The 13153-nt window shown below is 42.0% G+C and carries 10 protein-coding genes; 1 reads left to right on the top strand and 9 read right to left on the bottom strand.

From position 1 onward, the window contains the following. Positions 1-22: 22 nt before the first annotated feature. Both LNTAR_RS24005 and rpsO read right to left on the bottom strand, forming a co-directional pair. Complete coding sequence (locus tag LNTAR_RS24005; RefSeq protein ID WP_007281374.1) at positions 23-2113, bottom strand: polyribonucleotide nucleotidyltransferase; 2091 nt, start codon at positions 2111-2113, stop codon at positions 23-25. 214 nt (positions 2114-2327) lie between these two features. Next, the gene (rpsO, locus tag LNTAR_RS24000) at positions 2328-2591 is read right to left on the bottom strand and encodes a 30S ribosomal protein S15 (RefSeq protein WP_007281373.1); all 264 of its coding nucleotides are present in this window, start codon (positions 2589-2591) and stop codon (positions 2328-2330) included. A gap of 255 nt (positions 2592-2846) precedes the next feature. On the opposite strand from rpsO, the gene LNTAR_RS23995 reads away from it, so the two are divergent. Then, a complete protein-coding gene (locus LNTAR_RS23995; RefSeq protein WP_007281372.1) occupies positions 2847-4961 on the top strand; it encodes an amino acid permease in 2115 nt (704 codons plus the stop codon). 311 nt (positions 4962-5272) lie between these two features. Here the strand turns inward: LNTAR_RS23995 and LNTAR_RS23990 are convergent, their stop codons facing one another. From LNTAR_RS23990 to LNTAR_RS23960, 7 genes are all read right to left on the bottom strand, one after another. Next, positions 5273-5731 (bottom strand): DUF3332 family protein, encoded by a 459-nt coding sequence (locus LNTAR_RS23990; RefSeq protein WP_007281371.1) that lies wholly within the window; start codon positions 5729-5731, stop codon positions 5273-5275. Further along, positions 5728-6219, bottom strand: a complete 492-nt coding sequence (locus tag LNTAR_RS26350) for a DUF3332 family protein (RefSeq protein ID WP_007281370.1) — start codon at positions 6217-6219, stop codon at positions 5728-5730. Before LNTAR_RS26350 ends, LNTAR_RS23990 begins: the two co-directional genes overlap by 4 nt. 97 nt (positions 6220-6316) lie before the next feature. Further along, positions 6317-8878, bottom strand: a complete 2562-nt coding sequence (locus LNTAR_RS23980; RefSeq protein WP_007281369.1) for an ABC transporter permease — start codon at positions 8876-8878, stop codon at positions 6317-6319. Further along, positions 8878-9555: an ABC transporter ATP-binding protein gene (locus LNTAR_RS23975; RefSeq protein WP_007281368.1), complete on the bottom strand. Its 678-nt coding sequence runs from the start codon at positions 9553-9555 to the stop codon at positions 8878-8880. The genes LNTAR_RS23980 and LNTAR_RS23975 overlap by 1 nt, the downstream gene beginning before the upstream one ends. Positions 9556-9805: 250 nt before the next feature. Beyond that, a complete protein-coding gene (locus tag LNTAR_RS23970; protein ID WP_040915499.1) occupies positions 9806-10945 on the bottom strand; it encodes an IS4 family transposase in 1140 nt (379 codons plus the stop codon). 358 nt (positions 10946-11303) lie between these two features. Then, positions 11304-12767, bottom strand: coding sequence for a ribosome biogenesis GTPase Der (der, locus tag LNTAR_RS23965; RefSeq protein WP_007281367.1), 1464 nt, complete (start codon positions 12765-12767; stop codon positions 11304-11306). A gap of 12 nt (positions 12768-12779) precedes the next feature. Next, positions 12780-13153: hypothetical protein (locus LNTAR_RS23960; protein ID WP_007281366.1), on the bottom strand; the 374-nt coding region annotated here is incomplete at its 5' end.

Here is a 13153-nt window from a genome sequence, read left to right as displayed (position 1 = left end):
CACCCTCTTGCTAAGAGAAGTTCTAGTCTTCCATCTCTTCGAGAGCGGCTTTACGGCTTAAGCGCATGCGGCCACGGTCATCGATTTCGAGGATTTTTACAGAAACTTTGTCGCCTTCGTTGACAACATCAGTTACTTTTTCAACGCGGTAGTCAGCGAGCTCAGAGATGTGGAGGAGACCTTGGTGGCCGCCAGCGATCTCAACGAAAGCACCGAATTCTTTAACTGACACAACTACGCCACGGTAGATTTTGCCAGCTTCAGGTTCGAAGCAGTAAGATTCAACTTGCTCGATAGCTGCTTTGAGAGCTGTTTTGTCAGCAGTAAATACTTTAACTGTACCATCGTCTTCAACGTTGATTTCAGCGCCAGTCTCTTCGCAGATAGCTTTGATGTGCTTGCCACCAGGACCAATGAGTGCACCAATCTTTTCAGGATTGATTTTCATAGCGTGAACTTGTGGAGCGTGATCAGAGATTTCTTCCTGAGCACTTGATAGGCAACCATCCATTACATCGAGGATATCCATACGAGCCGTTTTGTCGCGAAGCATTGCTTCGTACATCATGTCGAGGCTAACACCAGCGATTTTAAGGTCGAGTTGGAAAGCAGTGATACCATCACGAGTGCCAGCAACTTTAAAGTCCATGTCTCCGTAGTGGTCTTCAGAACCGAGGATATCAGTGATCATAACGTACTTATCAGCTTCTTGAACGAGACCAACTGAAATACCAGCAACAGCCTTCTTCAAAGGAACACCAGCATCCATGAGTGCGAGTGAGCCACCGCAGATTGATGCCATTGAAGTTGAGCCGTTAGAACCCATAACTTCAGAAATAACACGTACAGTGTAAGGGTAATCAGCAGGCATCATTTTTGCAAGAGCACGCTCAGCGAGGTTACCGTGACCGATTTCGCGGTTGCCAGCACCCATAATACGACCACACTCACCAACTGAGAAGTTAGGGAAGTTATAGTGGAGGTAGAAAGTTTTGTCGTAACGACCACGGATTGTTTCAGCGCTCTGAGCTGCTTTTGCATCACCCAGTGTAACTGTAACAAGTGCTTGAGTTTCACCACGAGCGAAAAGAGCAGAACCGTGAGTACGTGGCATGAGGCTGTTTTCGGCACTTAGAGGACGAAGATCTTCAGCACCACGACCATCTGCACGCTTGCCTTCTTCGATGATAAGGCGACGAATGTTCATTTCGATAAGGTGGCTATAAGCTTCTTTGAGTTCGCCATGACGTTCTTCGTCGAACTGAGCTTTAAGGGCTTCTTCAACTGTAGCGTATACTGCATCGAGAGCGGCACCGCGTTCAGTTCTATCAATAACGAGACAGGCTTCGTCGATTTTACCTGAGATAGCTGTGGCAACAGCTGCTTTCACATCTTCTTCGATTTTATCTGTAGCGTAATCTTTTTTAGCTTTACCAAAAGTAGCTTGGAGCTCGAGCTGAGCTTTAGCCATAACTTCAACTTTGCTATCAGCATATTTAAGTGCTTCGAAAAGACGCTCTTCGCTGAGTTCGTCACAATCACCTTCGATCATGATTGTCTTGCCAGGAGTACCTGAGTAGATCAACTCAAGAGCGCTAGCTTCCATTTGTTCTGTTGTGGGGTTGGCAACGAATTCGCCATCAACTTGGCCAACGCGAAGTGCACCAAGAGGCCCTTGGAAAGGAAGGTCAGAAAGCATGAGTGCTGCAGAAGAACCAAGCATAGCGAGTGTATCAGGGTCATTCACTTTATCATAAGAAAGTACGATAGCCTGAATCTGAACTTCGTGGTAGAAACCTTTAGGGAAAAGTGGACGAAGTGGACGGTCAGTCATACGTGAAGTAAGAATCTCGTGTTCAGAAGGGCGGTTTTCGCGCTTCATGAAACCGCCGAGGAATTTACCTGCAGCAGAATATTTTTCACGGTAAGCTACCATGAGAGGGAAGAAATCAATACCAGCGCGAGGTGCTGATGAACAAGCTGTTACGAGAACAACTGTCTCGCCTTGTGTTACAGTTACGGCAGCGTTGGCTAAAAGAGCCATTTTGCCAGTTTCGATAGTGATAGGGCGATTGTCGCCAAGATCAACAGTTACAGATCCAATTTTAGACATGTATATCCTTGTATATTATGCTCAAATGAGCGTGTTTGTTTTTGTTTAACTGGACTGTTGAACCTCTTGGAGAAGACTCCCTGCGGGAATGCTCTGCAAGAGACTCAAAACATCAGAAATATCAATGTTTCTAAGTTCAGATCCAGTTTTCGGGCTAAATGTAGTGCAATAGGCGCAAAAAAAAAGGCCTGAATAATCAGGCCTTTGAGGAAAATTAGCGACGAATCTTTAATTTATCAGTAATTTCGATGTACCCAGCGTGGTTTTCGCTGTTTAGGTAACGAAGAAGTTTCTTTCTGTTGTTAACCATTGTGATTAAACCGCGACTAGTGCTGTAGTCTTTTTTGTTCTTCTTCATGTGCTCAGTGAGCTCGATGATGCGACCAGTGAGGAGTGCGATTTGTACTTCAGGTGAACCAACGTCGCCTTCTTTGCGTTGAAAAGCCGCGATGATTTCTTGTCTTTTTTCTTTAGTCATTTTTGTATCCCTATATTATACAGGCTTTCACCCATTAGTAATAAGTTCTTGTTATTTGCGAGGCGCATAGGATATCTCTAGCTCAATACTTTTCAAGCCCAGTTGGGTTTTTCCTTCTGATCCCTTCATATTTGAATGAAATGTTTCAAGAAAAGCAAGTTAATGAGTCTAAAAATTTGCGATCAGCGTAAGTGAAGTATTAAATTGTAAGGTTTTCTGGGAGCAAGTATAAAGTGTCAATTTAAAGGTGATTAAGTGAAAGAGTTATCAAAAGATGAACGCTTAAAAAAGAATTTAGGACTATTTGATGTCTATGCGATTTGTACGGGAGCGATGTTCTCCTCTGGTTTTTTTCTTTTACCGGGCTTGGCGGCTGCTAAAACGGGGTCGTCGGTTGCCTTAGCGTATTTAGTAGCAGGTTTTTTAATTCTACCTGCCATGTTTAGTAAGGCTGAGTTAAGTACGGCTTTGCCACGTGCGGGTGGGACATATTACTTTTTGGACCGCAGCTTAGGGCCTATGTTTGGGACCGTGGGTGGTTTGGGAACCTACTTATCTCTTTCTTTAAAGACCGCTTTTGCCTTGATTGGCATCGGAGCGTACGCCTCTTTTTTTGTTGATCTTCCGATTAAACCGGTAGCGATTGCGTTAACGGTAGGTTTTGTTTTTATCAATATTACGGGAGCTAAAGAGACTGCGAGTTTACAACGTTTTTTGGTCGTTACTTTAGTTTCTATTCTAACATATTTTGTTGCACAAGGGGCTTATGATTCTCTAGCTGTACAGCCCGACGAGCTAGTGGATCAGCGTTTTGAGGGTTTTCTAACAAATGGGATGGAAGGTTTCTTTGCAACGGTGGGTTTTGTTTTTGTTTCTTACGCAGGTTTGACCAAGGTTTCGAGTGTTGCTGAAGAAGTAAAAAACCCAGAACGTAATATTCCTTTAGGGATGATCCTCTCTTTGGTGTCGACCACAGTTTTTTATGTCTTGGGTGTGTTGGTCATGACGGCTTTGATTGATCCAGCTGAATTTCACCAGGATTTAACCCCAGTTGCGACTGCAGTCAGTAAATTTGATACCTTTATTCCACAAAATATTTTAGTGGGCTTTGTTGTGATCGCTGCACTTTCGGCCTTCTTCTCTACGGGTAATGCGGGTGTGATGGCTGCTTCGCGCTATCCCATGGCAATGGCTCGTGATAAATTATTACCCGATGAATTTGCGACTCTCGGTAAATTTAAAACTCCGACACGTGCCGTTGTCTTGACAGGAGTAATCATGATCGGTTTTATTCTTGTTCTTGATGCTACAGGAATTGCGAAGCTCGCAAGTGCTTTTCAGTTACTCATATTCATGTTGGTAAACCTTTCCGTAATAGTGATGAGAGAGAGTCGTATTGAGTCTTATGATCCTGGTTACAAATCGCCTTGGTATCCTTGGATGCAAATAATAGGGATGATGGTCTCGGTTGTGCTCATTATATATATGGGCTGGATGGCCATACTTTTTACACTCGGCATGATCGCAGTTTGCTTAGCTTGGTACTTTCGTTATGCTCGTAAAAGAGTATCTAGAACTGGAGCTATTTGTCACTGGTTTCAGCGCTTGGGTAAAAATCAGTACGATGAATTGGATCAGGAATTCAGAGGGATTTTAAAAGAAAAAGGCTTGCGTCAAGACGATCCTTTTAATGAAGTTGTGGCGCGCGCACAATTTTTAGAGATCGATAAGAGTGAGACTTTTGAAGAAGTAATTAAAGAAGCTTCAAAAATGCTGGCAGCAAGATTGAAAGTGGATGCTTCCAAATTAGAAGAGAATTTCTTGGAGGGGACTCGTACGGGAAGGACACCTGTGACACGAGGAGTTGCTTTGCCTCACATGCATCTTATGGGGATTGATAAACCTGAAATGGTGATTGCCCGTTCTAAATCGGGAATGCTAGTAGATATATTCGACGTCATGGGTGACGAAATGGAGCAGCAGACTTTTGCTATCTTCTTGCTCGTCAGTCCAGAAGGGAACCCGGGGCTTCACCTACGCATGCTTGCAGAACTCGCAAATCGTATTGACCAAGATGAATTCTTGTCTCGCTGGAATGAAGAGCCTAATTCTGCTCATCTTAAACAGCTACTGTTGAACGACGGTCACTATATGACCTTATCCCTTAAGAGTGATAATGGTTCAAGTAAATTTATTGGAAAAGCGATTAAGGAATTAGGCCTGCCAGAGGGTAGTCTGGTAGCGATGGTGCAACGTGGAGGACAACGTATTGTTCCGAGCGGTAGTACGACTCTAGAAGAGGGTGATCGCCTGATTATTATTGGAGAACCCAAAGTGCTTTCTAAACTTAGACTCCTTATTGAGTCTTAATAGCTAGTGGGTGTTAAGGAATTAAGTTTCACTCTCAACGAGTAAATGTTTAGTCCATAAATAACGTTGATTTAGGATGAAGGGCAGAGTAATGAGCCCGGTGACATGGAGCTTCTGGAAGCGGGCAATCGGAGGATTATGGGGAGACTAAAAGAGCTTGCTAGCCTTAGTTTTCTAATGGAGTCTTAGAAGTTTTATTTAATTCAGATCTAATGTTGATAGGATGTTTGGGGTCTAGGCTCGATAGTGTTTTGAGAGCAAAAAAAAATGCCCTGATAAATCAGGGCACTGTTGAAGCCTATCGGACTAAATTATTCTTTAATTGTGCCTGTATAGAATTCCACTCCACGATAGCTGACGACATATGTTAAGTCAGTCCTATGAACGTCGAAAGTGATTTCATCACCATTTTCAAAATCTAAATGGAGTTTGGCTTCTGTAGAGCTCACTCGTTCAATTTGTGCTTTGTCTATGTTGGTGAACCCCATTTTTTCGACTTGTGATTTAGGGACGTCAACTAAGGGGCTTTTACCATTGATAGGGTTTTCTCCAGTCCAGAATTCGATTGAGTTGAAAATAAGTAAGTCAAGAATTAGAGATATGGGGTAAACTAAAGTGATCCACAAACCTAGGAACCAGCCTTCACGCCCCCAGCGGTCCTCGGTGACTTCTAAGTTGAATTTAGTAACCTTACCAGTTAAACCGTTGTGTCCCATGCATCCACAAAATGTTAATGCAGTAAGTAATGAGTATGTGAGTTTTTTAATCATTTTACGACTCCTGCATATTGCATTTCTTGTACATTTTGACCGATTTGACCTTCGAAAAATTGCTTGCCCATGAGGCTGACTGTGTATTTGTCACCTGTACGAATCACGTCAAAAGTTACGTGATCGCCGTTGATGAAGTCAATATATAGTTTGGCTTCAGTTGAACTAACTCTTTCAATGTGTGCATCGCGAATGTCATCAAAGCCCATTTTCTTGACTTGATCAATTGGTACATCTACTAGAGGGCTTTTGCCATTGATGGGGTTTTCTCCCGACCAGAATTCAATCGAGTTGAAGATAAGAAGGTCAAGTAGACCGCAGATTCTGTAAACCCAAAGGATTTGTAAACCGAGGAATACGCCTTCACGACCCCAGCGGTGTTCAGTAACTTCGAGGTTAAACTTTTTAACTTTGCCAGAGAGCCCCATGGTTCCCATGCAACTCGTAAGCATCAAGGATAATGCCACAATACTAAAATATTTTTTCAAAACAAAACTCCTATGTATGTATAAATAAATCTACAAGTTTTTGACGAAGGGTTCACGCCTAGTTAGTTAAATTTCGGTTAATATCAAGTATTTTGTACTATTCCCGTAGAGATTCTAAGCTTGGTGAAGCAAAGGTTTGTTTTGAATTAAGAAGTCCAATACATATTGTGATGAAAGTGAGGCTTATATTGGAGATGAATAAGACGTTTAATGTGATAGGTGGCGTATTTTCAAAAACATATCGTCCAATTAATTGATTGAGAATATAAGCAATAAGGCAACCTGTATTTGTGCTGATTATGGCGAGGAAAGTGAACTCAGATAGAAGGATTTTTTGAATTTGTTTTTTGCTGGCTCCAAGTATTTTAAGTAAAACGGATTCTTTCTGTCTTTGGTTCTGACTGAGTTTAAGAGTTGAAGTGAGAATGATAAATCCCGTTAATATACTAAATCCCGCCATGAACCGTATGGCTAAGCTCAGTTTATCGAGTAGTGCAGTCATGGTTTTTATTACAAGGGTGAGGTCGAGGAACGAGATATTGGGGAATGTTGAATTGATTTGAGTTTGCAAACGATTCGTGCTCTCGGGGTCGCTGGATCGAGAGACAATGACTTGCATTTGTGGGGCTTCATTCAGTGGACCACTTGGAAAGACAAAGAAAAAATTGGGTCTCATCTGCATCCATTCAACATCTCGGACAGATGTAATGACGCAGGGGAGGTCAATGCCAGATAGTTCAAAGTCTACTGTATCACCAAGTTTTACTTGGAGCTTTTCCAGCATGCCACTTTCAATGGATACGGGGATGCGTTCTTGCTCAAAGTCTCCATCGAAATGACCAATAAAATCACCATAGAGTAATTTTTCACTTTCGAGAATTTTATTTTGATAAGTGCAACGATAGGTGCGATTTAATGCCCAAGAGGGAATTCGCTTCTCTGGAGCCAGAGTAGCGTTTTTTTGTATAAGTTCACTAACCTTAGTTCCATTAACTTTCCGTAGGCGAAGGTCAATGATCGGAACTTCTTGAAGAATGGGGACTTGAGCCTTGTTAAGAATATATTTGAGCTCTTGGCTTTGATCGTGTTGGATATCAAAAAGTACGAAGTTGGGATTTGTGTCTTCTGTTGTTTTACGAACTTGATAAAGCAAGTTTTCTCTAAGTAAGAAAAGTAAAGAAATAACAAAAACGCCGGTGCCTAGAGCAATGATAAGAGTGTGAGTTTGATTGTTGGGACGAAAAAGATTTTTTAAGCCTTGTCGATAGGTGAAGGGTAAAAATGAAGGGAAAACTTTGCGAATGATATAGAGGAAGATTCTTGCGGCTATGGATAGGCAAATAATAATGATAATTAATGCGAGACCACTCAATAAGCCCATTTTTATATTTTCAGAGGAAAGTGTCGTTAGAAGTAGTGTGCTGATGATGCATGTAGGGTAAAAAAAGTAGTTAAACTTAGATTTTGAATGGTTTGATATAGTTTCTGGGCGAAGCCCCTGTAAGGGGTTGAGGTCAGCGATTTTTTTAAGCGAAGGCAAGGATGAAAGTAATGTGATCAGAGTGCCGGCAATGAGCCCCAAGAGTATACTCGATATGTTGAAGTGAGTTTGAATTTCGAAAGGGAAAAATTGATTAATGACTTGAGGCAATGAAAATTGTATGACTAATCCAAGACAAACACCCAAAATCGATCCCACAAAGCCAAGTAATAAAATCTGTAGAACATAAACGGCAAAAACTTGGTTTTTTTGAGCGCCCATACACTTAAGGATTGCGGCACTTTTTAGCTGCTTATTTATATAAACATGAATAGAACTGCCTACGCCTATTGCACCTAAAACTAGAGAGAGGATGGCGCTAAAATTGAGGAAGGTAAAAAGATTTGTACTTAGGCGTCGAACGCGTTCTTGGCGACTCATTGATGTTTCGACGCGAACGGCTTTGAGCCCCGCTTGTGCTTTTATGTCCCCGACTAATTGTTGATGATCACCTTCTGCGGGGAACGCAAAGTGTTCTAGGTATTGAATACGGCTGCCAAAACTGATGAGCTTGGTGCTTTCGATTTTCGAAAATGGTATAAGTACACGAGGTGCGAGTTCGGATAACATACCGCTTTCACCAGGTAGAGATTCAATTTGAGCCGCAATAGTAAATGTGGCCTGGCCCAGTTTAATTTGGTCACCAATTTTTGCATTATACTGCAAGATTAGTGAACCTTCTACTAAGCATTGATCACCTTGAAGGTAAGATGAGCCCCTTTCTGGAGTCGTTTTGATCTTGCCATAAATAGGGTAGCCCTCAGAGATGGCGCGTACTTGAATTAATCGAGGGGAGAGTTCAGAATTTAGAAAATTTATCATTCCCGCAAAGCGTCTTTCAGGCAGTGAAGGGCCCAGCTTACTTTCAATTTCTTTGAGCCATTGAGCATCAATGGGAGCGCGTGCTTTTAAGCTAAGATCAGAGCCTAAAAGGGAGCGAGATTGTTCATCGATTGAGCTTCGAACTGAAAAGGCTAAGGAGTGGATAGATACGAGGGCGGCGATACCAATAGAAATACAGAGTAAATAAAGCCTTAGATTTTTCTTTTGACTATGCCATTCTCGTTTGGCCATAGTCCAAGTCCACTGGCTAAAAAGCTTTGACAAAAAATCCTTCATTATTCAGCTATTTTTCCCGCTTTCATTTTGAGCGTTCGATCAGCTTTGGCTGCGAGTTCATTATCGTGAGTTACTATAATCAGACTCGTTGAAAGTTTTTGATTGAGTTCAAATAAGAGGCTTTGTATATTGTTGGCTGTATGCGTGTCTAAATTGCCTGTAGGCTCATCTGCAAAGAGGATTTTTGGCCTGTTGATAAAGGCGCGTGCAATGGCAACGCGTTGTTGTTCTCCGCCAGATAATTGAGAAGGGAAGTGATGGTGGCGATCTTTGAGGCCAACTTGATCCAAGAGTTCAAGTGTGAGTTCCCGCGTTTCCTTATTAGCATTACCTTGGAGTTCAAGTGGAACCATGACGTTTTCTAAGGCGGTTAATGTGGGCATGAGATGAAAAGATTGGAAAATGAAAGAGCTGTGCGAAAGTCGCAAAGATGCGCGTTGATCTTCGTTCATTTTACTTATGTTTTGACCGCATAAATGGATCTCGCCAGTATCAGGATTGTCTAATCCTGCACAGAGCCCCATGAGAGTTGACTTGCCACTTCCTGAAGGGCCAGTTATAGCAATGGATTCAGATTCTTTAATTGTGAAACTTACAGAGTCTAAGACTTTGAGTTCAGAGTTATTTAAAAAATAGCTTTTGCTAAGATTACTAACAGTGAGGATGTTTTGGCTCATGTTGATTTACCAGTCTTTTCATTGATCATGGCTTATTATATTCGAGGTAAAGATAAAAACATATCTAAAACTAAGCTTTAGGTCAGAAGTGTTCGGCATCTTTGGTCTTTTTTGAGAAAAACACCACGAATCGCAAAAAATGAAGCGCACCTAAAGGCTTATCTCTAATTCTATAAAACACCTATCAGAATTAAGGTCTCATCCGGGCAGGGGTAGATTACAAGACCCCTGCGAAGCATGCGTCTATATTTTAGTTTTGTTTACTTTGTGCAATTGCATCATCAAGTTCTTCAACTGAGGCATAGCGCAGGAAAAAGAACTGTATCATCTCCATTTGTCTTAAAGTTGGTTTCTTGCCAAACAAGTCAAACAGCATGATGGCGGCGATAAGCGCCGAATACATTTGTATTGCGACACCATTGGAAGATTCAGCGAGTAGTTTGCGACAGCCTAAAATGGATTTAAGCCATTTAAAAAACACTTCAATTTGCCAGCGCTGACGATAAATCGTACTGATAATAGCGGCATTCAGTTTTTCAGGAGCTTCTGAGGTTACCAAAAGGATTTCTTTATCATTAAATGCGCCCGTTCTTACCAGTCTTATTGGCTTGAGTTCGCGATCAGTGTCCCCAAGGTAGACTAACTGGTCAGAGATTACCCCTTCCTTGCGATCCTTTTCGGTGATTTCATACTCTTTGATCACAGTAAGTTTGGGTTTATTGCGAATGCGAATAGTAAAAAGTGCTCCACGTTGTTGAAGCTCTTCAAAATAACTGTAATCCAAGCCGTAATAACGGTCGCAAACATACATGACGCCTGGTTGAACCATCTTGAGAAGAGCTTTCCGTTCACAGCTATTCCCGGCAGTTATAACAGCATCAACAGCACTTTGCTTTAGTAGAGAAAAACCCAAATGAAGCTTTGCTGCTTTGTGGTTTTCATCGAGCCATTCAGCCCAGAGCACCCTCGTTAAGGTTTGAAATAAAGATCCATCTACTGCAACTAAATCCTTGACAGCAGCTAAGAGACTTCGATCCTGGATTTTATTAATGGGAATTTTTGAGGATAACTTTTGAACTAAATGTTGTAAAGAAGTCGCATCAAAAACATGTTGTGCCTCGGAAAAGCTTCCTAGACTTATTTTTCCAAGGGTCACATGTTCTTGAACTTTTTTTAACTCACTGGCAGCACAAAGCCCTCGCATAGATTTCAACACAGGGTTAAACAAAGTAAAGAGAATAGCTGAGGCATAATCGAGGTAATGCAATTTGCGTCGAGGGTCATCTTCGGAGGGGTGACGCGGATGGTGCTCAAGCTCTTTTGTCAGTTTCTCTCTGAACTCTTGAACCAAGCACCAGCGCTTAAGGTTTCGTTCTTCTGTTTTGGTCATCTTCTTCATAGTTAGGAAGATATAGATATAATCCAGAAAGTAAAGTGTTCGTAAAGCGTTGATTTAAAGCAGTTTACAAAGTCGCCAAATAGAGTGACCCTAAGTACAGTTAGTCTCTTTTTTTGATCATGACAGAGGAAGAGTCGTGTTAATTACTTACGAGTGCGGTGTACTAAGCCTCAGGACGAAAATAAATTCACCTATAAAAAAATCGCGAATTTTGGCACAATTACTGGTGGGATTAAAAAGGTTTAACTTTTTTCAAAATGCTTAAGCACTAACTTAAGCATTTTCAATGCCGAACACTTCTGGCTTTAGGTATAAAAAAAATGCTAGCAATTTGCTAGCATTTGAATTATTAACCCCGGTATTTTTTTGAACGGCGCCAAGCTTTTTTACGGTCTTTTGCCATTTTATCTTTCACCTCACCAGGAAGGGAGCCATTTTCACGGAATTTCTCCTGCAGGTGAGTTCTTTCGCGGTACTCGATCTCAATTGGTATGCCTGAGAGGCCGAATGCATTACGAACTGTTTTCTCTATGAAGCGCTTATAGTGATCCTGACAATAGTTTTTCTTGTTACAGAAAATAATAAAGTGTGCAGGAGGGTTTTTGACCATCGTCGCATAATAGATTTTGAAAAAGCCTTTGCCTGTCGAGGGGGGTGGAGTTCGCAAAACCATGTCATGCAAGACTTGGTTGAGGAGTGCTGTTGGAATATCGACTAGAGATTGCTCGAAAATGCGTAAAGTGGCAGGGAGTAAGTCGCGGAAACCATTGCCATCGACAGAAGAAGTAAAGATGATGGGGCAGTAGCGCATGAAGGGTAGGTCGTGCTCTAAGTCATCTAAAAATTTCTGTTTAGGAGCTTCGGCTTTGACTAAATCCCATTTGTTGGCAATCACAACGCAAGGTTTACCTTCGGCTTTAATTGTGTTGGCGATTTTTTTGTCGCCGTTGGTAACGCCTTGAGACATGTCGATAACAAATAAGATGACAGTTGAACGTTTAATGGCTTCTTCTGTTCTCATCATTGAGAATTTCTCTACGAGGTTATCGATCTTGCCCGCTTTTTTTACACCAGCTGTATCGACAAGAAGGCCATTTCTACTTTCGCCTTCATCATCAAACGAGAAAGGGATGTCCACAGCGTCACGGGTTGTTCCTGCAATATCTGAGACAATGACGCGATCTTCGCCAAGAAGGCGGTTGGCAATAGAGGATTTACCCACATTGGGACGACCAGCGAGAGTGATACGTAAATCAGGGCTAGCTTCGTCTTCTTCATCCGTTGGAGGAAAGTAAGAACAGATATCTTCGCGAAGCGCATCTAAATTTGACTTGTGATTACAGGAAATAGCATGAGTGTTTTCAAAACCAAGAGCAGAAAAGACGCTGGCTTCATCTTCGAGTTCAAAGTTGTCACATTTATTGACGGCAAGAATTATGGGCTTGTCGTGTTTCCGGAGGAAGGCGCAAACTTCGCGGTCGAGTTCAGTGATGCCGTCTTTGACATCAGTTAGCATGATCAAAATATCTGAACTTTCCACAGCAACCTTAAGTTGCATACGGATCTTTTCATCCATGAATTCGACATTTTTTTCATCACTGAGAACGCCAAGGCCACCCGTGTCAACGAGTTGATAACGGTAGCCGTTCCAACTTACGGGTTGAGCAACGCGGTCACGAGTTACGCCACATTGTTCGTGAACAATAGCGATACGTTTTCTCAGTAGAGTATTAAATAGTGAGGATTTGCCCACATTTGGGCGTCCCACGATGGTGACCACGGGAAGTTTGCTGGCTTGAGTGTGCATTCTCATGATAGGGCTCCTTTAAGCGAGGCAGAATTTCTCTGCGTTGTGCTTTAAACGTTTAATGCTTTCTTCTTTGCCAATGAGTGCGAGTGTATCCATGAGGTCAGCGCCGCCATTGGCTGAAGTAACGCAAAAGCGCACGGGCTGATTTAGTTTTCCTGGTTTGAGATCAGCATTTTCAGCTGCCGTTTTTAAGGCCTCTTCGAGTTCAATGGCATTGTTGAAATCAACTTTATTAAGTGTTTCAGTGCAGCCTAAAAGAGCTTTTTTCATACCTTCTTTACCAAGGATTTTGTTGATGAGTTTTTCATCACTGGGCTCGACGAGTTGGAAATAGTATTCCCAGCTTTCAGATTGCGTGACGAGCTTTGTACGGCTCTTCATCAACGATG

Origin of the sequence: Lentisphaera araneosa HTCC2155 (genome assembly GCF_000170755.1) — a bacterium.
GTDB lineage: Bacteria > Verrucomicrobiota > Lentisphaeria > Lentisphaerales > Lentisphaeraceae > Lentisphaera > Lentisphaera araneosa.
Note: the sequence above shows the minus strand (reverse complement) of the source record. Positions and strands in the feature narration are given on the sequence as shown.